The 25,997-nt window shown below is 49.2% G+C and carries 16 protein-coding genes; 12 read left to right on the top strand and 4 right to left on the bottom strand.

The window, feature by feature from the left end; translation table 11 throughout:
- Positions 1-110 precede the first annotated feature (110 nt).
- A complete protein-coding gene (locus tag C12CBH8_RS06955) occupies positions 111-6,881 on the bottom strand; it encodes a discoidin domain-containing protein (protein WP_215532853.1) in 6,771 nt (2,256 codons plus the stop codon).
- 501 nt (positions 6,882-7,382) lie between these two features.
- On the opposite strand from C12CBH8_RS06955, the gene C12CBH8_RS06950 reads away from it, so the two are divergent.
- The 9 genes from C12CBH8_RS06950 (at position 7,383) to C12CBH8_RS06910 (ending at position 19,225) form a co-directional block, all read left to right on the top strand.
- Positions 7,383-8,114 (top strand): LytR/AlgR family response regulator transcription factor, encoded by a 732-nt coding sequence (locus C12CBH8_RS06950; RefSeq protein WP_215532852.1) that lies wholly within the window; start codon positions 7,383-7,385, stop codon positions 8,112-8,114.
- Between the two features lie 158 nt (positions 8,115-8,272).
- Positions 8,273-10,675 (top strand): Hsp70 family protein, encoded by a 2,403-nt coding sequence (locus tag C12CBH8_RS06945; RefSeq protein WP_215532851.1) that lies wholly within the window; start codon positions 8,273-8,275, stop codon positions 10,673-10,675.
- Positions 10,676-10,763: 88 nt separating this feature from the next.
- Positions 10,764-12,722 (top strand): Hsp70 family protein, encoded by a 1,959-nt coding sequence (locus C12CBH8_RS06940; RefSeq protein ID WP_215532850.1) that lies wholly within the window; start codon positions 10,764-10,766, stop codon positions 12,720-12,722.
- Between the two features lie 97 nt (positions 12,723-12,819).
- On the top strand, positions 12,820-13,875 hold the full coding sequence (locus tag C12CBH8_RS06935; protein ID WP_099322121.1) for a C39 family peptidase: 1,056 nt from the start codon (positions 12,820-12,822) through the stop codon (positions 13,873-13,875).
- A 21-nt stretch (positions 13,876-13,896) separates the two neighbouring features.
- Positions 13,897-14,421: a hypothetical protein gene (locus tag C12CBH8_RS06930; protein WP_215532849.1), complete on the top strand. Its 525-nt coding sequence runs from the start codon at positions 13,897-13,899 to the stop codon at positions 14,419-14,421.
- A gap of 21 nt (positions 14,422-14,442) precedes the next feature.
- Positions 14,443-16,419, top strand: coding sequence for a dynamin family protein (locus C12CBH8_RS06925; RefSeq protein WP_090267132.1), 1,977 nt, complete (start codon positions 14,443-14,445; stop codon positions 16,417-16,419).
- A gap of 51 nt (positions 16,420-16,470) precedes the next feature.
- Entirely contained in the window at positions 16,471-17,202 is a 732-nt protein-coding gene (locus C12CBH8_RS06920) for a nucleotide exchange factor GrpE (protein WP_090267136.1), read from the top strand.
- 52 nt (positions 17,203-17,254) lie between these two features.
- Positions 17,255-18,814 carry a dynamin family protein gene (locus C12CBH8_RS06915; RefSeq protein ID WP_215532848.1) on the top strand — a complete coding sequence of 520 codons (1,560 nt, stop codon included), beginning with the start codon at positions 17,255-17,257 and terminating at the stop codon, positions 18,812-18,814.
- A gap of 45 nt (positions 18,815-18,859) precedes the next feature.
- On the top strand, positions 18,860-19,225 hold the full coding sequence (locus tag C12CBH8_RS06910) for a hypothetical protein (protein WP_090267141.1): 366 nt from the start codon (positions 18,860-18,862) through the stop codon (positions 19,223-19,225).
- Positions 19,226-19,324: 99 nt separating this feature from the next.
- Here C12CBH8_RS06910 and C12CBH8_RS06905 read toward each other — a convergent pair whose 3' ends face one another.
- From C12CBH8_RS06905 to C12CBH8_RS06895, 3 genes are all read right to left on the bottom strand, one after another.
- The gene (locus tag C12CBH8_RS06905; protein ID WP_215532847.1) at positions 19,325-21,730 is read right to left on the bottom strand and encodes a CotH kinase family protein; all 2,406 of its coding nucleotides are present in this window, start codon (positions 21,728-21,730) and stop codon (positions 19,325-19,327) included.
- Between the two features lie 13 nt (positions 21,731-21,743).
- Positions 21,744-22,415 carry a DUF4956 domain-containing protein gene (locus C12CBH8_RS06900; RefSeq protein ID WP_090267145.1) on the bottom strand — a complete coding sequence of 224 codons (672 nt, stop codon included), beginning with the start codon at positions 22,413-22,415 and terminating at the stop codon, positions 21,744-21,746.
- A 131-nt stretch (positions 22,416-22,546) separates the two neighbouring features.
- A complete protein-coding gene (locus C12CBH8_RS06895) occupies positions 22,547-23,218 on the bottom strand; it encodes a polyphosphate polymerase domain-containing protein (RefSeq protein WP_090267148.1) in 672 nt (223 codons plus the stop codon).
- A gap of 193 nt (positions 23,219-23,411) precedes the next feature.
- Here C12CBH8_RS06895 and C12CBH8_RS06890 point away from each other — a divergent pair, with 193 nt between their 5' ends.
- The 3 genes from C12CBH8_RS06890 to C12CBH8_RS06880 all read left to right on the top strand — a co-directional run bounded on the left by C12CBH8_RS06890 (position 23,412) and on the right by C12CBH8_RS06880 (position 25,974).
- Positions 23,412-24,698: a sensor histidine kinase gene (locus C12CBH8_RS06890; RefSeq protein ID WP_215532846.1), complete on the top strand. Its 1,287-nt coding sequence runs from the start codon at positions 23,412-23,414 to the stop codon at positions 24,696-24,698.
- On the top strand, positions 24,695-25,504 hold the full coding sequence (locus tag C12CBH8_RS06885) for a response regulator (protein ID WP_090267154.1): 810 nt from the start codon (positions 24,695-24,697) through the stop codon (positions 25,502-25,504). The genes C12CBH8_RS06890 and C12CBH8_RS06885 overlap by 4 nt, the downstream gene beginning before the upstream one ends.
- A 131-nt stretch (positions 25,505-25,635) precedes the next feature.
- Positions 25,636-25,974 carry a response regulator transcription factor gene (locus tag C12CBH8_RS06880; RefSeq protein ID WP_090267156.1) on the top strand — a complete coding sequence of 113 codons (339 nt, stop codon included), beginning with the start codon at positions 25,636-25,638 and terminating at the stop codon, positions 25,972-25,974.
- Positions 25,975-25,997 lie beyond the last annotated feature (23 nt).

The following is a 25,997-nucleotide window of genomic DNA, read 5'->3' as shown; positions in this document are numbered from 1 at the left end:
AGAGCGGAAGCGGTATTAAAAACCGCTTCCGCTCTTTTTGACTTGTGTCCTTTACAGGGCACGAAGAAGAAAAAGATGAAACAATCGATTTGGAGAAAATAATGGATTTTCTACCGATAGATTTCGATCTCATGCAAGGAGCTGCCCCACATAGTGGCGCGGCTGATGCAGTAGATGCGGACATACCGGGCCTTCACAGGCTCAAGGTCGATGGACTGACTGCCGCCGGTGGACTGGCTGTCCTCATACACCACGGTAAAATCGTCGTCATCGGTGCCGGTGGTAGATACCTCAATGCGATAGTGATCTGCATAAGCGGCTTCCCAGTAGAGGTCCACCCGGGAGATTTCGGTTTCCTCCTCCAGATCAACCATGATCCACTGGTTGTCGTTATACGAGGAGGACCAACGGGTACTGAGGCTGCCGTCCACAGCGTTTTCAGGAGGATTGTTGTCTCCCACCGAACTGGCCGTCACCGGTTTGCGGAAGGCCAAATTGGCGTTTAACTCATGATCCCGTACCGGCTGGACGACAGGTTCCATCGCCTTGGTCAAAGGCGATGCACTGTCGCTCAGAACAAATACCTTGACGTCGATTCCCTCCTGCTGACCGGCCGTATCCAGAGCGCCGAACCACAGGGATGCTTTGGTTTGACCGTCGGCAAAGGAGACTTCCTGGATGCTGGTGGACAGCATCTTACCGCTTTGATCGTACACGGAAGCCACGACGTTGGCCGAAGACTGGGCACCGGTGGGATTTACGACGGTGGTCAGAACGTCGATACCGCCCTCTTCGCCGTCCGACTGCTGGGCGACGGAAGTGGCGTACCAAGCCGAATTCTCGCCTTCCTCGATGGTGGCGGCGGTGGTGTTGAAGCCTTCCATCTTGAGGGTGGGCTCATAGCCTTCGGCATCCTCAGTGTCGAACTGGATGTTGATCACCTTGGTCTCGCCGGGGACCAGAGCGAAGTAGTTGTCGTCGTACATGGTGGGCAGGACGCGTTGTTCCGTATCGCCCTTCATGACCTTCAGACGGGTCATAACGGCCACGGTATCGGTGTTGTTGGTCAGGGTGACCTTCATGTTGGTGACGCCGTCCTGGACGGTGGTTTCCTTGCTGGCGGTGAGGGCCACGTCGGGCAGGGTCTCCATATCGGTATAGTCGGTGAGACCCCGTTTGTTTCTCCAGTAGAAGTTGCTGGAGAGCACTTTGCCGTCGGCATCGGTGAGGGTCAGCTTGACGAAGTGGACGGTGGACAGGTCGCCGCCGTTGAGACTGGTGGCGATATTGACCACCTGATTGGCGCTGTTCGGGGCAGCATCCAGGGTATTTTCCAGTTTGTCGTAGAGGGTGCCGTCCAGATTGTAGACTTCGGTGAACACCTTGACGCCGGACAAGGTATCGTTGGTGTTGTTGATGACCTTGACGTCGTGATTCTTGTAGTCGTACTGGACGTGGATGGGTTCGCTGCCGATCTTGCTGCCGAAGTAGGCGCCGGTGACGTCGAAGGAACTGTCGTAGGTCTGCCACACGGTGGACGGCCATGCGGATTGGCTCATCCAAAGCAGGATGCCGCTGCACTTCTCCCACATGTAGTTGTTCCAGGCCTCGAACATAGCCTTGTTGGTCTCCAGATTGATCATCTGGGCTTTGAGGGTGAACTCCTCAAGTCCTTCCGATTCGCCGTAACGGTTGTTGATCTCGTTGATGTACTTCTCGGCGCCCTTGTTGCCGATGTCGGAGGCGCCGCCCAGGTCGTGGTACTGCCACATGTAATTGATGTTCTTGCCGAAGGGTTTGGATTCATCTGTGGGAGGCCACCAGTATTCTTCCTCCATCATCTCCTTCATGGATTCGTAGTTGGGGATGACGGGGGTGCCGATCTCGGTGGTGAAGCCCTTGGATTCCTTGGCCGCGTCGTAGTACCAAGCGGGATCGTTGACGGCATAGGTCACGCCGCCGCTGACCTCGTCCTTATTGGACTGGGTGATGTAGATACGGGTGTCGTCCAGTTCGGCGGCCATTTGAGGCAACAGGGTATTGAGTGCGCCGGCGGGAGTCCACTCGTTGGCGCCGCACCAGATGACGACTGACGCATGGTTGCGGACCCGTTCCAATTTGTTGTAGGCGTTCTCCAGGAAGGCGCCGAAGGCTTCGGGCGCATAGGCGCCGTGGATCCAGAAGTCGGTGTAGACCATGATGCCGTATTTGTCGCAGGCTTCGTAGAAGGCGTCGAAGTCGGCGGTGCCCAGCCAGTCGCGGATCATGGTGAAGTTCATATCCTTGTGCATCTTGACGGCGGTATCGTATTCCTCATCGCCCCAAGAGAGCATAGCGTCGGGCATACCCCAGTTGCCTCCCTTGGCCATAATGCGGACGCCGTTGCAGGAAATCTGCATGTTCTGATCGGGATCGTCGGTATAGTCGTAGGTGTATTCGCGGATACCGAAGGTCACCTGCTGGGAATGGGATACGGTGCCGTCGATTTCATAGCAGAGATCCAGGGTATAGAGGTTCTGATCGCCGTAGCCGTTGGGCCACCACAGCAGAGGAGACTGGATACGAAGCTGCTGGAAGGTTTCGTGATCCAATGTCACCGGGAGGGTATCGCCGGCCGGGATGGTCACTTCCTGCTCAAAGGTGACGTTGCCGGGATTGATGACGCCCTTGATGACGCCGGTGACGTCCTGACTGCTGCTGTTGTGCAGATCGGCCGAGACGCGGATATCGGCGTAATCGGTGTTGGGCAGAGGCAGATCAGTGGCCACGAAGGGAGCATCCACCGACACGGCCTTACGGGTGGACAGCGATACGTCTTTGACAATACCGATGTTGCGGCCCGGAATGGCGGGGATCCAGTCCCAAGAGCCGGAGCTGATGAAGTGGGGGGACCATCTGGTTTGGTCCTCATCCTTGCCGGTGGGGAAGATGTGGACATTGACGGCGATGGTGTTGACTTCGCCGGGCACCAGGTACTGGGAGACATCCAATTCCTCGCTCTTGAAGGCGCCCATGAGATTGGCCACGGGTTGGCCGTTTACATAGATGTCCGACAGCCAGTTGACGCCGTCGATGTTCAAAATCATGCGCTGACCGGCGTAGTCGGCGGGAAGGTCGATATCCTTGCGATACCAGTAGTCGACGTTATAATAGTCCTGATCCAGCTTATCCATGTTGTCGGAATAGTAGGGATCGTCGATGAGGCCGGCCTCATAGTAGCTGGTCAGCACCGTGCCGGGGACCACGGCGTCGATCCACAAGTCGTTGTCCGTATCAAAGCCGGGGCTGGATACGGCGGCGGGAGTGGCGTCGATGTCGGGTACGCGGGCTAGTTTCCATCCGTCGTTTAAGGAGATTTCCTCCAAAATGGCGGTGTCGTTTTGGGTGTCGGGAATGACCAGGGCGGGACTTCCGTACACATCCAGTTCGGCAATGGAGAAGTCATCTCCAGCGCCGGCCATCGGTACAAGGCGGATGTAACGGGCGGTCATGTGCTGGACGTTGATGTCCCGCGTGCCGTCCTCGGTGGCGTAGTGGGTGGGGGTGATAGGGGAGAGGTTGACGGTTTCCGTGCCGCCCCGACCGTTTTGGGTGGTGTAGGCGTCGGTCCAGGTGAGACTGTCGTCGGACACTTGGATCTTATAAGAGGAGGCAAAGCTGTCGCCCCAGTGGATCCCAAGGCTTCCGACCCGCTGCACGCTGCCCAGATCCAGGCCGATCCACTGATTGGATTTGCCGTCGGAGGTCCAAGCGGTGGCGTCGTCGCCGTCCACAGCAAGGGAGGCGTCGGCAGAGCTTGCAGAGACGTAAGCGTCTCCCGACATGTCGTAGGGGGCGTACACCTCTATTTCGGACAGGGTATCGCCGTCGCCGGTCTTGGTGGTGCCGTAGACCCGGACATACCGGGCTTCGGTGGGGGCGAAGAAGATGTCGTCCACGCCGCCGGGGGCGTTGAAGATATCGTAGACGTTTTCCCAATTTTCGCCGTCGCGGGAAACTTGGATGTTATAGGACCGGGCGTAGCTCTGTCCCCAATGAAGGATGACCCGGTCGATGGCGGTGAGCTGACCTAAATCGATGCTCAGCCACTGAAGATCGGAATTTTCCGCCTTCCAGACGGTGCTGTCGTCGCCGTCGATAGCGTATTCAGGATGGTCGCCGCTGGAAGCTGTGACGTCCTTGCCGGAGGCCAGATTGACGCCCTTATCCACATCGCCAAAGGTGATGTCGGCGATGGCGTCCAAGGCGTTGTGGAGGTCTAAAGCCGCTTCCATCCTCTGCTCGATGGCGGCGTCCTCGTCGTCTGCGCACTGTTTCGCGGCGTCGAGGGCGTCGAGGAAGGCTTCCACATCCGAGGTCGGGTAACGGTTCAGATCGTTTGCCTGCTGGAAGGACTGGGCCTGCTCCAAGGTATCGTCCAGGTCGTAGTACTTCATATCGGTGGCGTACACCTGGAATTCAAAGAGGGAGGCCTTGTTCATGGTGCCCTGAGTGGGTTGGTCGATGCTCAACCGGACATACCGGGCCAGGGTGGGATCGAAGTTTTCGTCGTTCTGGAAGCTGGCGTTGTACTGCTTGTCCACAACGGTGGTCCAGTTCTGGTTGTCCAGGCTGACTTCGATGGTAAAGGCGCGGGTATTGGAATAATTGCGGGCGTCCTTATCGCTGTCGTTGACGATGGCTAGGCCGCCGTGTTTGAGGATATAACGCCCCACCACGGTGGGTTCTTCCAGATCGATGGTCAACTGCTTGACCGATTCCTCTCCGGTGGATTCCCATTTGGTGAAATCGTCGCCGTCGGTGGCGTATTCCGGATGGTCCCCGCTGGTAGAGGTCACCGGTTTGCCCTCGCTCACCAGATTGGTATAGGGCTGTTCCTCCACCGTCTGGAGAGAATTGAGATCCAGGCGGAAGAAACGTTCCCGATAATGCTCGTTTGTTTCGGTGCCGTGCCAATTTGGATTCTCATCCTTGTTGGAATCCCAGACATAGCAGTCGTAGGAGATGAGCAGTTCCCCATCCTTGGAGAGCTGGGGATGGGCTACGGGGTTATAGGTGACGTACCAAGCGTCGGGATTGTCGAATTCATACAGCTCGTTCTGATACTGTTCCATCTCGGGGGCCACGTAGCAGATGGTGGGATTCTCAAAGGGACCCCAGGGATTGTCGGCCAGCATGTACCCGATCTTCTCCGACAAGGCGCCGTCGGTGTAGGTCATCAGGTACTTGCCCTCGTAGATGCCGCTGTTTAAGTAGGTCACCGACACCTTGGACGAAAGAAGCATCCGAGGGGTGATGATCTTGGTGTCGTCTAGGTTATCCTTGGCGCCGACCTTCCAGCCTTCTTCGGTGTAGAACTCCCACAGATCGGGATTCTCGATGTTCTCCTTGGTGGTGCGGGCCACGACGGCGCACCGTTCGGCGAAGACGCCGTTGGTCGCGCCGTAGAGATAGACGTAACCGTCGGCCTTTTCGGGATCGATACCGCTTTCCACCGTGTTGTCTAGGATGCTGGTGGCGAAGATGCGGGTATCGCTGAACAGGTCGTTTTTAAAGCCCAGCCATTCATAGCCCGCCCAATCAACCTGATAGTCCTCGCCGATGGGGAATTTCACCATGGAGACGCCGGTGGTCTTGAACTCGCCGCCGCCCAGGGCGTCCTCGTGGCCGGACAGGACGTACAAATGATCGCCGATGGCGATGCCGTCCTGGATCCAGAACATCTCAGGCACCACGTTGGATGTGCCGCCTTCGTCGTTCTCGGTGGGGGGATTGCGCAATTTGGATTTGTCGCCGCCCTCGCCGAAAATGAATTCCAGCTTGGATTTGTCGGGCGTTACGCCGTCAAATTCGGCAAAGACGTGGTTGGGCATTTGCAGCCAGTTGAGCAGCAGGCTCTGGGACAAATCCTTGAAGGAGGAGACGTAGCTGTCGCTGAACATCCACACGGTAGGGGTGTTTTCATCGCCGCTACCGATGGCGTCCACGCCGTTGAGGGGCACCGATACCATGCCGTCGCCGGCGCGCCAATCGTCCTCATCGGGGTTGTCCAGATTGTTGAAGAGCTCGTTCCAATCCTCCGCCGGGGTGGCCTTGAGGGCGTCGGGGAAGACGGTGCGGTTGTCCTCCAGCCCCTTGACGGCCGCGTCCAAGGCGTTGTAGACTACGTCGATGTCGGCCTGTTCGGGAGGGATGGTCATGGCTAAAACGTCCTTGGCGTCGTCCAAAGCGTTTTTGTAGTTGTTGACGGCGCTCATCTTGAACTGGGAGGGGATGGTATCCACATACTTGGGTTCCACCTGCTCCACCAGGTCCTGCAATGCGCCGGTGTCGCCCGGAACGATGGTGATGCCCGAATAGAGCTCCCATTCATAGATGCTCAGCCAGAATTGGCTTTCGGGGAAATAGATGCGCATATACCGCGTGCTGACCGGGTCGAAGGACAGCGACACGATTTTACTGGTCTTTTCCTCGTTGGTAAAGGAATCCTTCAGAACCAAGGTGTTCCATTGGGACCCGTCGTCGGAATACTGGATTTCAAATTTGCCGTCCAGCACGGGATTGGTCACGTATCCCTTGGTCATGGATTCAAAATAAACGGTGGTCTTGCTGACGATCTGTTCCTCAGCGAAGGTGATCTGTACCCAGCGTCCGGCTTCGCCGTTGCCGTCCTGGGCCCAGCGGGAGGACATATCGCCGTCAAAGGCCAGTTCCGGACCCCGTCCGTTTTCGCTGGATTTGGCCGAAAAGCTGTTGCCCGGCAACAGGGCCAGATTATCCCCTGTGTCGTCCTCGGCCAGGGTGATGGGCGACGACAACACTGCCGATACCACCATCATGACCGACAGCAAGATTGCCATCACTCGTTTTCTGATGTTCACAAGTCTTCACTCCTTTTTGCTTCTTTCTAGATGGCCATGTTTCAAGATTGATCCTTCTTTTTCCTATAAGACACCTCCATTTTGTTTGGATAATTGGGCAAGTTGATTCCGATTCGATTGGGCAAGTTGATCCACAGGGAATGTTTGCCAAACAGACGTAAGGCAACTTGGGCGGATGCCGCCTGAATCACAGGCATATTTACGTCTAATTTGCTAATAGCATTATAATATTTTTATATCTTTTATGCAATATGAAAGTCTAAAAACTTTATTAAATAAACGACCAAATGAGCTAAGTTTAAGTTTTAGGCTATTTTGGATAAAAAAGAGTTTTTATAAAAATTTAATACGATATAGAAAAAGAACGTCGTTTTAGAACTGGAAATTTCCACATTTTTAAGGTAAAATAAAAGAGGAATTTCTTCTGAAAAGGAGAAATATATCGATATTAAACCGATTAAAAGAAAAAGTATACTGAATCAAAAGCCAGGGAGAAACAGTATGATACGTGTATTTATTCTTTATTATCATGTTGAAACATTGAAAAAGATTCAGGAAACCGTCGTCCATTATTTTCATGACGTGCGTCATACGTTTGAATTGACGGCCTGTTATACCTATCAAAATGCAGTGGCATATTTAAAGAAATCCTCCGGCCAGGACGACATTTATCTATTGGATTTTTCTGAATTTGAAAAAGCCAATCGTTTGGTAACTTGGCTTAGAGGAAGGAATCTGAACGCCTCGTGGGTGAATCTGGGCGGTTCAAAAGAAAAATTCCTCCAGACCCTTATTTTAAGGCCATCGGGCTACATAGAGCATCCAGAGAATCGGGATGAAGTATTTGAAACCATCCGAAAATTGGATCGGTATCACCAAGCCATCCAGAAGAAATACTATTTTTCGTTTAAATACGAAGGGGAACAGATGCGGATCCCTTATGATGAAATCAGTTATTTTGAGAGCAGTGCAAAAAAAGTCACTTTATACCGTGCGAACAGTGATCAGAAATATTACTTTACCGCAAAGCTGGATGACATCGGGCAACGATTGCCATCATTCTTCCTGCGATGCCATCAGAGCTATCTGGTAAATATGCATATGATTCGCTGTTTGGATACCAAAGCTCATGTATTTATGCTTCATACAAACGAAGAAATAGGGATCAGCCGGAGGATGTATGCTCAAGCCAAAGAGCGGTATCAAAATTTTATGGATGAAAGTGAAAATTAGACGGCAGTCGTTCATATAGTCGATGAACCAATCAAACGGGATTGATAAAAGGGAGCGGACCTTTTTTGCCGTGAGAGATGCCGTTTTTTCGGATGCTGTAAAAGCTGTATCTAGATTTGTTATAATGAGCTTAAAAGATGCGGAGAGGAGAGATGTTCATGATTGTCAGCATTGATATAGGCACAAGTTATTCTAGCATGTGTGTGATGGGACCGGATGGGAAGGCCAAGCCGGTGGATATCAGCACAGGAGCTAGTATGTATGGGAGCAAGTACTCTTTGCCGTCGGCTGTGTTTGTGGAGGATAACGGAAATGTTCTAGTAGGGCAGGCAGCCATGAATAGCCGTAAACGAAAGCCTCAGAATTTCTGCATGGAGTTCAAGAGGAATCTAGGACAGAATATCCCGATTTTATTGGGGAATAGAAGTTTTTTTCCAGAGGACTTGTACACCGAGTTGTTCCGGCATATGAAAAGCTGTGCGGAAAAGGCTAGCAGTCAACCGATCGAAAAGGCATATTTGACCCATCCAGCCTCGTTTGGGAAGATGAAAAAGGAGAAAATCCTATCTGCGGCAAAAGCGGCAGGACTCTTTAACGTTGAGCTGGTGGACGAACCCACAGCAGCAGCCATGAGTTACTGTGCGGCGGGACTAGTAAAGGATGGACAAACCCTGCTGGTTTACGATTTTGGCGGTGGGACGTTTGACGTCTCTATTATAAAATATGAAGGCGGCAAATTTAGTCCACTGGTCCATCCAGACGGAGTAGAGCATTGTGGAGGAATTGATATTGACCGGCTGATCTATCAGGATATGCTGAGCAAAATCGATTCCGATATGCTGGAACAGGTCAATAAGAATCCGTTGAATCGGATGCGTTTAGAAACTCAATTAGCTGAATTGGCTATAAAAGCAAAGCATCATCTGAGCTCCGCTACGAGCTTTGAAGAGGAAATTCAAATTGGATTTGACATGGTGCCATATAGTCTAAAGCTTGACCGGTTAAACAGTATGGCAGCACCGATAATTGGTCAAACCATTGTAGCCTGTCGCAGAATTGTGCAAACAGCAGGCATTTCCATTTCAGAGCTTTCCTCCATTTTGATGGTCGGTGGAACAAGCCGGGTTCCTCTTGTCCAGGAGATGGTAAAGCAGTTTGCGGGAGGCGTTGACACGCTTAGTTCAATAGATTTAGAATTGGCGGTCGCCAAAGGGGCCATTGGATTCTATACATATGTACGGCAGGTAGAACAAAAAGAGAAAGATCAGCAAAGTGATGTGGAGAAAACAGAACGTCTAAGTCAACCGCCCTGCCGGATACAAGACGATAAAGAAGCTGACAAAAAGGTTGCTCAAGGGTACTATGAACAAGGGAAGCGGTATTTTGAAGGGACCGGTGTACCTCAGAGTTATGAAGAAGCGATGAGATGGTACCGCTTGGCGGCAGAAAAAGGGGATATCCAAGCAGAAGAGGGGATACAAGAGATCAAAAAGTTGGAGGAACAGCAGCGTAAGCAAAGGAAAAAAGAAGAAGCGTTGAAGCCGGAGAATATCCTAAGGCATTACCGGGATCATGCAGACGACCTGATTTTAATCAGTTCCAAAAACGGAGGCGGCTGTAAAGTAACGACGGTCATGCCGGATGGGACTGTTTTGTCTGAGGACGAGGAGGTTTTGAAGGCCGGCTTGTATGACATCGTTTCCATAGGGGGGAATCCATGGAGCGGTATTGTAGGGATAAAGGACAATGGGACGGCTGTAATGATAACAGCACGCGAGGGCACCAAAGATCTGGGTTGGACAGATGTAAGCAACATATCGTCCTGCTTTATGAGCGGGCTTGTGGCCGGGATTCGAAGAGATGGAACAGTAGTTGCAACCAGCTTTCAAAAGGAGCTGGACAGCTGGAGAGATATCGTTTCGTTATCGGTAGGCTATGATTTTATTGTAGGCCTCCGAAAAGACGGGACTGTAGCGGCAACGGGGAGCAATAACCGAGGTCAATGCAATATAGAGGGCTGGAAGGACATGGTATCCGTTGAAGCAGGCAGTAACTATGATTTTACGGTAGGATTAAAAAAGGACGGCAGAGTGATTTTCACAGGTTCCAACGACAACGGTGCGTTTAACGATGTGTACACTTGGAGAGACATTGTAAACATAAAAGCAGGAAACAACCATATTGTAGGCCTAAAAGCCGATGGAACAGTAGTAGCTGCAGGAAGAAATAACCAGGGCCAATGCGAAGTAGGTAAATGGCGGGATATTGTATCCATCTCGTGTGGGACAGAACATACGGTAGGCCTGAAAAAAGATGGAACGCTTGTTGCAACCGGGTACAATCCAAACGGACGCTGTGACGTATCAGAATGGAAAGACATCATTGCAGTTGTGACATCCAAATTGAACGCAGCGTCACAAGACGTAACGGTAGGGATCAAAAAAGACGGGACGATCTTATGTACGGATTTTCGCAGTAAAATGGAGTACCATTTATTTGGCGAAGATAAATTGATTATCACACCGATGCCGACTCGAACCCTTCCCTGGTCCCTGTTTTAGGACAGGAAGAACACGACGAATGGAAGGGCGACATTTGATATAAAAATACCGTAACACCAAGAGACGAATTACGGAAAAGAGGAACAATATGATTGTGGGTATTGATATAGGGACGAGCTATTCCAGTATCTGTATCATGGGGCCGGATGGAAAAGCGCAGCCGGTGGATATCAGTACGGGAACCAGCATGTATGGGAGCAAATATTCCTTACCATCGGCTGTGTTTATTGAGGAAAGTGGGAATATTTTAGTCGGCCAAGCAGCGATGAGCAGCCGGAAGGTGAAGCCTCAGAACTTTCATATGGAGTTCAAGCGGGATTTAGGACAAGATATTCCGATCCTGTTGGGACAGTCGAAATTTTTACCGGAGGATTTATATACAGAATTATTCCGGCATATGAAAGCGCGTGCAGAAAAAACATATGGAGAAAGGATTGAAAAGGCGTACTTGACTTATCCAGCTTCGTTTGGGAACAAGAAAAAGGAAAAGATCCTGTCGGCGGCAAAGGCAGCAGGATTATTTAATGTAGAGCTAGTGGATGAACCCACGGCAGCGGCCATGAGCTACTGTGCGGCGGGACTTGTGGAGGATGGACAGACCTTGTTGGTCTATGACTTTGGCGGAGGGACATTTGACGTATCGATTATCCGGTATGAAGATGAAAGGTTTACCTTGTTGGCCCAACCGGATGGCTTGGAGCACTGCGGCGGAATCGATGTCGACCGTTTGATCTATCAGGATATGTTGGGAAAGATTGATCCGGATACACTAGGGGAATTTTATAAAAAGCCGCTGTATCGGATGCGTCTGGAAAGCCAGATTTCAGAGCTGGCGGTAAAGGCAAAGCACCATCTGAGTTTTGCCGAAAGCTATCAGGAATACATAGAGCTCGGTCTGGATATGATTCCCTATGAGCTGACGGCAGAAAAGCTCAATGAAATGATTGCGCCATTGGTAGGGCAAACCATCAGCGTCTGCCGTAGCATTCTAAAATCGGCTGAGCTTTCGGTGTCGGATTTGTCGGCCATACTGATGGTTGGTGGGACAAGCCGTATCCCGTTGGTACAAAAGATGGTAAGGCAGTTTGCCGGAAAGGTCCCGGTACTTAGTTCAATAGACTTAGAATTAGCTGTAGCCCAAGGCGCCATCGGTTTTTATAATCAACAGAAGAGAGGGGAGCCTCAAAAGGGGATCCTAGAGAGATACTGTGAACGGAACAATTCGCTTGTATCGGCTTCAGCAGGATGCATTTTTGCAATCAAGTCAGATGGGACATTGCTAATCGACGGGACAATGCAGGGGTATGAACACAAATTAACCGATTGGAAGGATCTTATAGCTATCGCCGGCAATGCGTGGCATACGATAGGGCTAAAGAAATCGGGGACATTGACGGCGGTGGGGGACAATACCTATGCTCAATGTGACGTTTATCATTGGCGGGATATCAAAGCGGTTGCCTGCGGCCGTTGGCATACAGTGGGTTTAAAAGAGGATGGAACAGTGATAGCCACCGGTAGGAATTTCGACAACCAGTGCAACATAGGGAAATGGAGAGATATTACAGCCATCGCCTGTGGGGAAGCGCGGACGGTCGGACTGAAATCGGATGGAACTGTCATCATGACCAAAGACAACGACACTCATAACGTAGAGCATTGGCATGATATTGTACGGATAGCTGCAGGGGAATATCAGGTAGTAGGCTTAAAAGAGGATGGAACGGCTGAGGCCTATGGGACCAACGGATATGGCCAATGCGACGTGAAGGACTGGAGTGGTATCATCGAGGTGGCATGTGGACGTCAGCATACCGTTGGCCTTAAGCACGATGGGACGGTAATCGCGACAGGACGCAATGATTTAGGCCAATGCAACGTGGAGGACTGGCAAGGGATTATTGGGATCTGGGCGGTAGGAGACCGCACCATCGGGCTCCAGAAAGACGGCTCCATCCGATACACGGATTATCATGTATTGCTGCATGAAACGAAACAAGATGAGATCAGCTTGTCTCAGAAAAAGGCTTCTGAAAAGGTGTTCTGACCAAATTTACCGGTAGATCATCCGAATTTGTCAAAATCATGGCAGCAGAAATAAGATGTGATACAATGAAAACACCAAAAGGAAAGGGGTAAAAAAGATGTTTGATAGTTTTCTAGATTTGTTCGGAATAGACGATCTGTCGGACGATATCGATCTTGATCCAGGGCCAGATATTGCGGATAGTCTGGGATCAGCCCCGATGGGAAGCGATATTCTGACACAGGAGCTGGACATCAACGGAGACGGCATTGTCGATGGGATTCTCGCCGTCCAGGATTTGGATTTAAACGGCGACGGTATCATAGACGCCACCATGTGGCAGCAACAGCTGGACACAAATGGAGACGGTTATATTGATACCATCCAGACTGACATCCCGCAGGATACCAATGGGGACGGCATCGTGGATTATCAGTATACCACTGTAGAGATGGATACTAATGGAGACGGGATTATCGATTATACAACCGTAGCGGAGGACTTCGACGGAGACGGCCTATTTGATTCGGTCAGCGAATGGATGGATACCAACGGCGACGGACAATTAGAACCGATGACGATGGACGAAAGTGGATCCGTTTACGATTACAATTTTGATCCCGCCCAGAGCGATTCCGACAGTGTGATAGGAGACCCGGCTGAGGCGATGGAAGCTTGGCATCCCCAGGAATCCCAGAACAGCTGTGCAGTGGCATCTCAGGAGTTCATTCTGGAGACTTTAACGGGAAAAGAGTTTGAGGAATCCGATCTTTGCGATCTGGCGGAGGAAAACGGATGGTATACGCCGGAAGGCGGCACCCTTGCGTACGATACAGGCAATATTCTGGAAGCCATGGGAATGCGTGTGGAGCGGAGTGAATTCAACACCATTTCCGATATTGAAGAATGTCTGCAAAACGGCGGAGAAGTCATCGTTGGGGTTGACAGCAGCGAGCTTTGGGAAGGCCCGGATCACGAGATGTTTGGCCCTGGAATGCAGGCCGATCATGCCGTTCAGGTGATCGGAATTGACTATAGCAATCCATCCCAGCCCATGGTGATTCTCAACGACTCAGGCGTTGCAGACGGCTGTGGTGCAATGGTTCCAATGGATGTCTTTATAGACGCATGGCAGGATAGCAATTGCTTCATGGTGGAAGCATATGCACAGTAAACGGAGAAAGGAGAAACGAAAATGAACAACATTTGTATCTATGATTTTGTCACTAAATTCAATAAAAGCGAGCTGCGCAAACGGATGGTTCCACAGGAAGTGGTATCCGGATGGCCGTGTATCCAGAAGGTTGGCAAGACACTGTGCATAACGATCCCCTATTATTCGCGTTTACTCGGCAGGGAAAAGACAGCGCTGTACCCCCTGTTCTGTTCCGTGACGCTTCCCCTCGGCAATCCGGACCGGGTATTGGATTTTACCATCTATCCCTATCAGAAGGAATGGCGGGATTTGGACTATACAAAGCCGGCAGGCTATTTTAAACATGAAGCCTTAGCGGATGTAAAGACAAAAGAAGAATATGAGGCATTGTGTAAAGAGCTGTATGGTTACTATGATAAGATGGTGGAGGCCATTCTTAACAAGCGTCCCTTCCAGGAGGAAAAGGAGATGATCGCCCTATTCTCACGGTTGATGGAGCCGGGACATTATTCCCAGTATTTGCGCATCAATAAGAAATTTTACGCCTATTTTTGTCATCTGTAAAAAGAAAGAGGGTAAAAGAACATGGCAACGTTTTTTGAATTAAAGCATAAAGCGGAAACTATGATGACCCAGGGTAAGACGTTGGCAGAAAAGCTGGGATATTCTACATCAGCCCAGGCCATCCAGGAAATCATAGGGACGTTTGATAAAAAAGAGATGATGGTAGTAGCTGTGGGAGAAGCTAGACGCGGCAAATCATCTTTATTGAATGCTCTGCTCAATGAAAAGGAAAGTCTTTTCCCCGTCGACGTCAATGTATGTACCAATGTGGTAACGGTGGTCCGATACGGAGAAAAGGAAAAGGTAGAAGTGTATCTGGAGACGCCGGGTAAGGAAGGATACCGCACCGAAACCATTGGCAGGGAACAGATTGCAGACTATGTATCGGAAAAGGGCAATCCCGATAATTATAAAAATGTAAAGCTGCTCAATATCTCTATTCCCAATCCCTTGTTAAAAGAGGGCGTGGTATTTGTAGACACGCCTGGAGTGGGAAGTTTGAATATCGCCCACGCAGAAGCGACCTATGGATTTTTACCCAGTGCGGATTTGCTTCTTTTTGTCAGCGATGCAGGCTCCGGCCTGACAGAGACGGAACTGGACTTTTTAAAACGAGGGTATCAGTACTGTAAAAATATTATCTTCCCTCTGACCAAAAGAGATGCTAACGTCAATTATCCGATTATTGAAGAAGACAATCGTGAGAAAATCCATAAGACCTTAGGGATTGCCAAAGAGGATATTCAAATTATCTCGGTTTCCAGCTTGGCAAAGCTTCGCTATCTGGAAAAGGGCAGTAAGGCCATGTATGTCAACAGCAATTATCCTGAATTGGAAAGCGCCATCTGGACGACCATTGCAAAAACGAGAGCTGAAATTTTGATTCTTCCGTTTCTTGTGGATGTAAAACAGGAGCTGCTGAAAATAGTGGATAGCGTAGCAGCCCAGTACCAGCTTCTCAATGCCGATCAGAGCAAAACAGAGCAGCTCATCGAAGAGCTCAATGCGGAGATCAAGCGGATGGAGGATCTTCAGCAGAAGAGTTCCGAATGGCGCAATCAGTTAAACTATTTTTACTCCCTTTTGTCGAATAATATCAACGCTGAGATTCAGAATATCGGAGTAGAAGCACGGGAGCTTCTAGAGCAAATGGTAGCGGAGCTGGATAAAAAGATCTGCCAGAAGTCGGAATATTCTAAGGTTATCAGCGCCGTTAACGATGTAATCAGTTGTGGGATGCTTCGAATCAAAGATCGGCTTGAGAGTGAGATACAGGGAGAAGCGCAAAAAATCGACAATCAGCTGGGCCTGGATCTCGACATCAACCAGAACGCTCTGGAACAATTAAATTTTGTTCCAAATGAAGACTTGGTTGTGGTGTTCCCGAAGAAAAAGAAGATGGACCGGGTGTTGACCGGTGGACGTAAAATCACCATGAATTCCATGGGCGGAGCAGCAGTCGGCGGAATTTTAGGTGGAATTATTGGGTTGTGCGTAGGAGGCCCCATAGGATTAGTGGTAGGTGCCCAGTACGGAGCGGGAGCCGGGACACTGGTTGGAGGAACCAAGGGCTGTGTCGACGCACTGAGCAAATACGACGAGCTGGATATTGGACGGGTAAACCGTGCAATTCAGCAGCATATTGCCACTTCTATTTCCTCGATGAATACGGCCATCAGCAATACCATAGCGGAGCTTCGTTTACAGTTGATCTCGTCTTTTGAGGAGAAGCTGAAAAAACGGGTTAAGGAATTGCAGGAAAACGTAAAGCGGATGCAGGACAACATTCGTCTGTCCAAGACAGAGATTCCCCAGAAGCTCAATACGTTAAAACAGTATAACGATCTTCTGAAGAAACAGATGGATCAGTACGAAGAGATGGAGGCAGCCATCTTAAAATTCCGAGACAATGCATCGGTTGTTCAGGAAAGTTCCACAGATGCCGAGGCTTCCTCCGGATGCGAAGAGGATTCCGAGCCCTCCTATGAGTTCCTGTAATTAATACGCCGCATCATGAAGGCATGATACGGTGGAAAAGAGGTGTTATCGATGGCGGATCGCTATGAGGGTATGCGTGCTCTGAGGGATGACCTGAATAAACTTTTTGAGCTTTGTGGTTTGAAGGTCGAACAAGTAGAAATTGGTTCGACTCCCGCGTTAATACGGCTTGCGGCGTCCCTGGTAAAAGATCACGCGCTTTTGGATTATTTAGACATATTAGATTGCCAGGCAAAAAAGGCCGTCAAGGAATTGGAAGCTAAGCAGATCGATCAATGGAGCAACGAGCAAAACGAACTTCGGATCGAGCAGCTGGAAAAACAGATCACGCAGTATCAAAAAAAGCTGGAGCTGCTGCTCAAAGAAAAAAGACGTGTGGAAAAAGAGAATGATTCTCTGAAAGGAACCCTCCCGATTCATAAGGTAGGGGATCCAGGTCCGCAAGAGCAGGGCCATCTAGAGATGATACGCAGTCTTATCTCCATGCGTGACAATCTTCTAATACGCCGGGATTGGCTCAAAGACAATGCGCCGGACGATCAGAATACCATGAAATTGATCGAAAGCCAGCTTTATCAGACGGCCAATATTCTCAAGAAATCCGGGGTAGAAATCCTGGAAGACCAGGGGGTATTTGACAGCAATCGTCATACCGTTGTGGACACCCGCCCTACAGATGACCCGCTTTTGGTCAATCAAATTGTAGAAGTCTTTCGACCAGGATATACTTATCAGGGAGAGGTATTGCGCGGGGAAGAAGTCATCTTATATGTAAAAGGATAAGGAGAGGAAATGCCGCTGTTAAAGCGGCATTTCCCTATCAGGGGGGAGAACAATGTCTTTAAAATCAGAAGTTTATAGTCTGCTGAACAATGCACAAAGGCTATGCCGGGATTGTCCGGAAGCAGCGGAACTTTCTGAAAGCCTTGAGGAAATGAGAAAGCGTCTGGAAATACCCCTACGGGTAGCGGTGGTGGGGATTATGAAAGCGGGAAAATCCACCTTTATGAATGCGCTTATGGGAGCCGACGTGCTGTATACAGGGGATCTTGAGACTACCTATACAGTAGGATGGTTCCAGTATGCAGAGCATCCATCCATCACCGTGTGTTTTCGCAATGGGGAGAAGATAGAGGCCCCCTTTGAGGATTTGGAAAAATGGTCGGTTCGAGCCTTTGAAAAGGAAAATCCCCGCATTCACGACGTTCAATATTTGATTATCCATTATCCCAGTGAGGTTTTAAAGCAGTTAGAATTCATCGATACACCCGGATTGAACTCCGTTTATGGAACAGATGCCCAAAACACATTGGATTTTCTTTCCATCAAAGGATCGGAAGATACCCTTTATGAAGCGTCGATGGCGGATGCCGTAATCTATGCATTTAGCCGTAGCACAGCCGGCTTTGACCGGGATATTCTAACCGCCTTTCATTCCGGTGGAGGAAATATGTCTTCCCCCATCAACTCGATCGGTATCCTGACGAAAGTAGACGCCAGTGGAATTTGGGATATTTTTGGGGAACAATCGCCGGTAGAAGCAGCTCAAGCTGTAACATCGTCCATTATGACGAATGCGGACATGAAAAACTTATTATTCTCCGTATTTCCCGTATGCGCTAAAGTAATGGAGGGGTATACGCAGTTGACGGCAGAGGATTGGAAAGTACTTCGGATCATCGCCCAAGTCCCGCCGGATGACTTAATCGACTTGTTATATGACGCCCATCAGTTTGCCGTCGGCACAGAGGAGGAGTTCCAGCGGCTGGGCGATACCGATGCCCGTAAAAGGCTCATGAATTTAATCGGACAGTACGGGACGCTTGAAATTGCCCATCAGCTTCGAGCCGGCAAAGCTCAGGATCAGATTGGGGATATTCTGCAAGAAAAATGCGGTGTTAAGGCAATTCGGGAGATTCTACTACGTCACTTTGGCAACCGGACATTTCTCATCAAATCCCGGTACATTTTTAGCCGGATTCGTTCACTCACGCAGGAGATAAGAAAAAATCTGGATAAAAGCAGTCACCTATATCACGTCTGTGAACAGATCGGCGAGGAGATTGAGGGATTGATGTCCTCTGTCCAGACTTTAAAAGAACTAAAGATCTTACAGATGTATTATAACGGACAAATCCAGTTCATGGATGAGGAAGAGAAACAGGATTTTCTTCGAGTGACTGGAGAATACGGACGTTCGGCAGAGACGCGGCTGGGAATGCCTGAGGGAAGTTCGATCGCAGCCATGGAGCAGACGGCTAAGGAGAAGGCGGCCCTTTGGCACGGTAAATCCAGCGGCTGGATGATGCCGGGATCTTACGTGGAAGCAGCGGCGACCTTGGCACGGTCCTATGAGCAGATGTACTATCATCTCAATGCGCTCAACGAGGAATAGCGTATAACACAGGGATAAAACTGATGAAAGGGGTTATAGGATCTAATGTGGGACAAAAAGGTGACATTTCGGGAAGCCTTAGAAAAGATTATTCCAGCTATTGCGAACAGTATAGAGGAGAAGCTGCCGGAGACAGGTAAGTTTAAAAAATTTGGTTATACCTTTGATGTGGATGCAGAATACATCGAAGAAGGCGGCTTATATTTTGACTATAACAGGTTGGGTGTACCTAATGGAAGAATAGTCATTTTAGTGGGGATTTTCCCGGATGGATCCGGATATGAAATGCAGACGTATTTGTTTTGGGGAAACAAGCAAGAAATCCTGCAATACCTGCGCGCCCCGGAACGCATTCCAGAGATCATGAAAGCCATACAAGAAATCGATGAAAGAATTAGACAACACGACTAAAATAACTGGTGTTGGAAAAATTGTATGATAGAAAAAGGGATCCTGTAGCATTCTTTCGCCACAGGATCCCTTTTTGCATTAATGCCATGAAAAAGAGGATCACCAGTTTTTTCCCTTCATGAGGCATGCAACCAATAGCCCTATGCCTAACACAAAAATAGATATTCCTAAAAGGATCCATCCCTGTGTATCCATACCGCCCCATTGACTGGATGCCGTTTGGCTGTCAAAAGGGTTTTGCATGCCGTTTTGAGTGTTTTCATCCTGGCCAGGCATACCGCCTCCGGAGTTATCGGAAGGAGGCTGCATACCTTGTGTACTATCAGAGTCTGAATTGGAACCTGATCCAGGAGATGAATCTTCCGAGGGTAGAGATTGCCCATTATCATTGCTATCATTGGTGGAAGGGGGAGAAGAGCTATCGCTTTGTGATGTAGTTCCCGAAGGCTGAGAATCATCGGTTGATCCAGGGGGAGATCCTGCTGGACCGCCACCCATTCCACCCATTCCGCCGTCAAAATCACCGGAAGGAGGGCGATTTCCCTGAGTGCTGTCCGGAGCGGCGGGGAAGGCTGCAGGAGAGACAGAGAATGCACTGGATGTGGAGGCAAACAGAGCATCGGATGAAGACGATAAGGGGGTTCCATTTAGAAGGGAGATAAAATCGCCCTGGTGACATTGGGGAATATCCCCAATGTCACCACTGTTGGAAGGGTTTGTATCTTCGTCAGAATGGTTCATTTGGCCACGTCCATTTCCCGACCCTCCGCCTATGCCCATGCTTCCCATAGTGTCGATGGACAATTGGGAGGCGTCGATGAGAGAAGAACTGTCGGACGATTGTCCGCTGCTTGTGGAAGGAATGGAACCGTCCAACTGGCCGGAGATGCTTTGAGCGCGCAGGGTACAAAATTGTTCTAGGGTAGAGATACCGGTTTCGAACTCCTCGTAGGTGCAGAACTTAGTGGGATCTTTTTGGACGTAAGGGGAGATGAGTTCCACCACTTTGTCCATCATAGAAGCGAAGCAACCGTTATCAAAGGTATCGGCAATAAATTGTGCAAAATAGTCATGATACATCTGGGTATATTCATCGTTTTGGAAGATCCAGGCAAGCATAGGACGGGAATCCACCGTACCGCCGGATACCGGTGTGTCGATGGGGTAATTGACCAGACTGGTAGTGTCACCCATGGACATAAATCCACCGAAGGCCAGATTATAGTCCCAAGGGATCATGGAGAGCTGCCCATCCTCTTCGTAAAGATAGTAGTTGTGAATCATGGAACCGGTGTAACTGTCAAAGTTGCAGACAAAGTTATGCACTACGAAATAACGCAGTACTTCGTCAATGTCGACAATATCCGAAATGTTTTGATGATCGCCCAGCTGTTTGAGAGAGGCGATGAGACGGTCTTTATCGTTGTCGGTAATGTCGGTTTTAGCGTTGTCAAAGATGTTACGATAACTATCGTAGTCGTCGTCAGTGTAGATGAGGGAGACGTCGCTATCTCCCATACCTCCTGGTCCCTCCATATTGCCGGGGCCGTCTTCCGAATCGCTTTCAGGGGAGGAGCCGCCCGTAAAGTCCTTGATCTCAGGGATATTCCCCTGCGTCTCGCCGGAGGAACCATCCTCAGAGAAACCTGGGAAGTCTCCCATGTCAGGCATACCGTCGTCTGAGGAACCTCCAGGGAATTCACCCGGATCAGGCATATTGCCGGAAAAGTTATCGCCCCAATTACCGTCGGGCGGTGTAGGCTGTGTATTGTCACCGGAGCCGTTTCCAGTGGTGCCGTCATCGTCAGTGGTACCGTCCGGACCCTCCTGCTCCTCTTGGAATCGATCAAAATCGAAGTTGCCGCCGTTGCCTCTGCCTCCGCCCATACTGGTACTGTCCGGCTTATAAAGTTCACCATAGTCGGAGCCGTAATTGCGCTGTAAAAAGCTCTCTTCTACGCCTTCCACAGCCAGATACAATCCCCAATCCTCTCCGTTTACCGTAATATAGATATAACTGCAAAGAGGGGAATCTACTCCAAAAGCCCCCATCATTTGATAACACAGATAATCTTTCATATAAGTGTTATCCTGGATGATGTTGTTGAGACTAAGTTTATCCAGTCCGTGATAGGATTTACCGTCTTCATAATGGTCAAATTCAATTTTAAAGCTGTAGCGGTCGTTTCCATAAGCGGCCACCGAGCTCAGGGAGGTATTGCCCTTAGCCCGGATGGCTACATTCTTAAAGCTCTCGTTGTCGATTACCACCGAACAGCTGACATATTCTTCATTTTGGCAGTTATCGACGAATTCATCCCAGTTGTCCATGACGATGTCCAAGGTGTGGACGCGGGAGGTATCAAAAAGACGTTCCTCATACCCCAGCGCTTTGGATACCGCCACAATGCCTGTAGATCCAAATCCCAAAAAGAGGATGGTGATTAGAAGTGCCGCCACAAGGGAGATACAGCAGATGGTATTGATGTGTTTGTGGGTGGACATACCGCACCCCTCCTTATCCCATGTACTCGCCGTTATAACTGACGAGAACAGCACTTTGGACGCCGTTCATCTCAGAGAGGATGTTGATGAAATCGGTGTTGTCGTCCTTAAGACGGATTTCCAAATTGAGTTCGATACCGCCTTTTTGAGCGGTTTTGCTCTTGACTACGCATTTGGATACTTGTTTTTCCAAAAACTGTTTTGCGTCCAATTCGCTCTCATGATCCCGACAGTGGAGTACTACGATGTAGGGATTGTAGTGAGATTTTCTATTGACAAATACCAGTAAAATAATACCGATGACGACGCTGCCGAATACAGCCAACGGGATCATGCCGGCGGCCAGAACGATGCCTACAGCGATGGACCAAAACAAAAAGGCGATATCCAAAGGCTCTTTGATGGCAGTGCGGAAACGGACGATGGACAAAGCGCCCACCATGCCCAGCGACAGCACCACATTGGAGGTGACGGCTAAAATAACCACAGTGGTGATCATAGTGAGGGCCACCAAAGTGACGCCGAAGCTGGAAGAGTACATAACGCCGGAAAAAGTTTTTTTGTAAACGAGGAAGATAAACATGCCGATGCCGAAGGCCAGAGCCAGCGCGAGGAGCATGTCCAGAATGGAGACGCTTGTGATGTTTTCAAGAAAACTGGATTTGAAAATGTCTTGAAAGGTCATAAAGAGATCCCTGCTTTCTATTGTAGTATGGTAAAATTGAGGCCATATGGAGACCTGATGTTATCCGGATAACGAATAAAAAATAGAGCCGCACCGATCATTATCCAGGGAAAGGGTGAATTTAACTTCTGTCAACCGTAAAGACGGCCTCTGGCATATTTGGAGAAGGCGGATGTGCATCGTCCCTCCAATTGGATGGCCCTTTGAATGACAGAGGGAAGAAAGGTATCCCATTTAACCTCCAAGAGGATGACAGGATCCCCTGCCGCAAGAGTAACGCATTGCGGAGAGAGAAATCGGGAACAGTCGGAGCTGGTTCGAATATGATAATCCATTGTGACGCGGACATTCCCCGGGGCATAGACAAAAGGTTCTCTTGTATAGTCCACGATGATCTTGGGAGAAAGACGCTGAGACAAAAGCTTGGTATAAAATTCCACCACCAAAGGGTCGGGACTATGGGGCATCCAGGAGAGGTTATCCTCCAGGATCTCCTGGACTTGGACATCAGTTAGAGGCGCGATATACTTTTGACAAAGGCCGTTTATTTTGCATTTTTTCTCCAGATGGATCAAAGAGATGTTGTCGTCATAGTAGCGGATACGAAACTTTTCCCTGCGATTGACACCATCTATTTTTTCCCGCAGAGCTTTGTCGGATGGAGAATCAAAATAGAGGCTGCGGATATGATACCGTCCGGCGACGGCATGGGAATCGGGCTGTGCAACTGCGCGGAGCCGTTGACGAAGCACTAAAAGATCCAAAGCATTGATCTCGTGTTTCCACTCGTGTCGAAAATTCATATGTTCACTCCTTTCTTGTATGGATGAATTGGCATTAGTATATCCCGTCATCCTTAGCTGAGGCTTAGAGAAAGGGCCTTTTTTAAAGAAATGTTTCACAAAGAATGATCAATCGAGATATGATATCGATACAAAATGGTGTATAATAACAGATACGATAGATCAGGAAAATCAGAGGGGAGGGGATGGTGCGTTGTATGCGGTAAATATCACCATTGATATCTGTTGTGCCACCGTTATGATGGTGCTCATAGGATATCTGTTGACGCAGCAGCGGGTCAAAACCAGCCGTCTGGGCCAGATGTTCCTGATGATATGCGGATTTAATCTGCTGATGCTGTTGGGGGATATCCCAAACTGGGCCTGCGATGGAAAAATGGACGCGGGATCCCTGATACTGCTCCCTTCGGCAAGTGCACTGTATTTTGCGTGTTCCGGCCCACTTTTGTTGTTTTTCATCGGGTATATGGCCGAATACTTATCCCCTAAAGTCAAAGTGAATGCGATCTATTGGAAGGTGTCTTTGTGTTTGACGGTCCTTCAAATTATATTGAGTGTGTTGTCTCCTGTTACAGGGATGTACTTTACCATCACGGATCAAAATGTTTATGAACGTGGGGACTGGTTTTTTGTGTCTCAGCTCATACCGGTGCTGTTGTATGCGGTGGGACTGTGTATTTTACTGTCATGCCGCCGCTATCTGAACTGGAAGGAAAAACTATTTTTTCTCAGTTATATTATTTTGCCGGTTACAGCCGAGATTTTCCAGATCGTCTTTTACGGTGTAGCGTTGGTGAATGCAGGAGCTACACTGTCTATTTTGCTGATTTTTGTCAATCTCCAATGGGATCGGGAATTGCTGATACGGAAAAGGGAAAAAGAATTGGCGGAAGCCCGTATCGATATGATGCTCAGCCAGATTCAGCCTCATTTTTTGTTTAACTGTCTGACGGCCATCAGCCATCTTTGTACCGCAGATCCGGTCAAAGCCAAGCAAACCACCCAAGAATTCTCCCGTTTTCTGCGGGCCAACATCGATTCTCTCACCGATAAACGCCCCATTCTGTTTGAGAAAGAACTGGAGCATGTAGTCAATTATTTTCAGTTGGAACAAAAGCGGTTTGGAGATCGGCTTAAGGTGGAGTACGATATGGAAGTCACCGACTTTGTCCTGCCGTCTCTGACGCTTCAGCCGCTGGTGGAAAACGCTGTGCGTCACGGCGTTATGCGCCGGGAAGAGGGTGGGACAGTTCAACTTTCCACATGGGAAACCGATACCGATTTTGTCATCACAGTGATGGACGACGGAGTGGGATTTGACCCATCTGTCCCATCAAACGGCGACAGGCCCCACATTGGATTGCAAAATGTCAAATACCGTTTAAAATCCATGTGTAGAGGGAGTCTTGAGATAGACAGCATATTAGGAAAAGGAACGACTATTACAATTACCATTCCAAAGGAAGGAAAAACATCATGAGAATTTTAGCAGTAGACGACGAACCGTTTCCGCTTCAAGAGCTTTGCGATGCCATCCAGGAAGCAGATCCTGAAGGGGAATGCGTGGCATTTACCCTTCCCAGCAAAGCTCTGGAATTTGTGAAAACCAATCCCATCGACGCCGCCTTCTTAGATGTGGAATTGGGAAGCATGAACGGGATCATCCTGGCCAAAAAGCTTAAGGATATCCAACCTGATGCGGCAGTGGTATTTGTTACAGGATACCAGCAGTATGCTGTAGATGCTTTTCAAGTGAGAGCGTCCGGATATCTGCTCAAACCGGCGGCAGCCGAGGACGTTACAAAGGAACTCGAATACATTCGCAGCTGGAAAAAAGGCGGGCCGACAGAGCAAAGGCGGGAACCGGAAAAGGTGACGGTCAAGACCTTTGGAGGATTTGATGTGTTTATAGGGGAAAAACCTCTTATTTTCAAGAGAATGAAATCCAAAGAGCTGTTTGCCTACTTAGTGGACCGCCGCGGCAATAGTGTTACAACCCGGGAGGCCTGCGGGATTCTCTTTGAAGACGATGCATACGATGAAAATCAAAGCGGATATTTTCGGTCGTTGGTGTCTGATTTGCGAAAGACCTTGGGGGATGCCGGGGTAGGAGATATCCTGATCCGCAGCCGCAATAGTTTGGCCATCGATCCGGATAAATTGGACTGTGACGCGTATCGTTTTTTGCAAGGGGATCCGGTTGCGGTCAACAGTTACCATCGGGACTACATGATCTGTTACAGTTGGTCGGAATTTTCTGTTGGATTGTTTGAACCAGAGCTTTAAGACGATGAACTTATCATAAGGATAATAATGTAAAAAGGCTGATTTTTAAAAATCAGCCTTTTTTGTTGCGGTTTTGCTTCGGTAGAGGAATTATCATAAAAGTAGAAAGCGGGGGAGGAGGACACTTTCGTATGACGATTTTAGTAGTAGAAAGCAGCCAAACAGAATTGGCAGCTATAGCATCTATCATCGGATCGGCCTATCCGAAGGCACAGATTCACCCCTTTGACGATGGAATGGAAGCGGTACAATATGGCTTTAATCATCAAATAGACGTGGTGTATTCAGCGGTGATACTTCCCCATTTAACAGGGTTTGACATTGCGAGGCTACTCCGCCGAGTGCATCCTGATATAAAGGTGTATCTTTTAGACAATTCCACACAGTACCAAAAGAGAGCAGAAAAAGAAGGAATCAGCGGATTTCACTGCCTTCCTCTCACCAAGGCGGCAATCAGAGAGGCGGATTGACGTAGGACAAAAAGGAGACAGTT

This window comes from Solibaculum mannosilyticum (assembly GCF_015140235.1).
Classification (GTDB): Bacteria; Bacillota; Clostridia; order Oscillospirales; family Acutalibacteraceae; genus Solibaculum; species Solibaculum mannosilyticum.
This window is presented reverse-complemented; position numbering and strand designations above follow the sequence as displayed.

Coding starts and splice junctions, on each gene's coding strand:
- C12CBH8_RS06950 (WP_215532852.1), top strand. CDS start 7,383: ATGATACGTGTATTTATTCTTTATTATCATGTTGAAACATTGAAAAAG.
- C12CBH8_RS06945 (WP_215532851.1), top strand. CDS start 8,273: ATGATTGTCAGCATTGATATAGGCACAAGTTATTCTAGCATGTGTGTG.
- C12CBH8_RS06940 (WP_215532850.1), top strand. CDS start 10,764: ATGATTGTGGGTATTGATATAGGGACGAGCTATTCCAGTATCTGTATC.
- C12CBH8_RS06935 (WP_099322121.1), top strand. CDS start 12,820: ATGTTTGATAGTTTTCTAGATTTGTTCGGAATAGACGATCTGTCGGAC.
- C12CBH8_RS06930 (WP_215532849.1), top strand. CDS start 13,897: ATGAACAACATTTGTATCTATGATTTTGTCACTAAATTCAATAAAAGC.
- C12CBH8_RS06925 (WP_090267132.1), top strand. CDS start 14,443: ATGGCAACGTTTTTTGAATTAAAGCATAAAGCGGAAACTATGATGACC.
- C12CBH8_RS06920 (WP_090267136.1), top strand. CDS start 16,471: ATGGCGGATCGCTATGAGGGTATGCGTGCTCTGAGGGATGACCTGAAT.
- C12CBH8_RS06915 (WP_215532848.1), top strand. CDS start 17,255: ATGTCTTTAAAATCAGAAGTTTATAGTCTGCTGAACAATGCACAAAGG.
- C12CBH8_RS06910 (WP_090267141.1), top strand. CDS start 18,860: ATGTGGGACAAAAAGGTGACATTTCGGGAAGCCTTAGAAAAGATTATT.
- C12CBH8_RS06905 (WP_215532847.1), bottom strand. CDS start 21,730: ATGTCCACCCACAAACACATCAATACCATCTGCTGTATCTCCCTTGTG.
- C12CBH8_RS06900 (WP_090267145.1), bottom strand. CDS start 22,415: ATGACCTTTCAAGACATTTTCAAATCCAGTTTTCTTGAAAACATCACA.
- C12CBH8_RS06895 (WP_090267148.1), bottom strand. CDS start 23,218: ATGAATTTTCGACACGAGTGGAAACACGAGATCAATGCTTTGGATCTT.
- C12CBH8_RS06885 (WP_090267154.1), top strand. CDS start 24,695: ATGAGAATTTTAGCAGTAGACGACGAACCGTTTCCGCTTCAAGAGCTT.
- C12CBH8_RS06880 (WP_090267156.1), top strand. CDS start 25,636: ATGACGATTTTAGTAGTAGAAAGCAGCCAAACAGAATTGGCAGCTATA.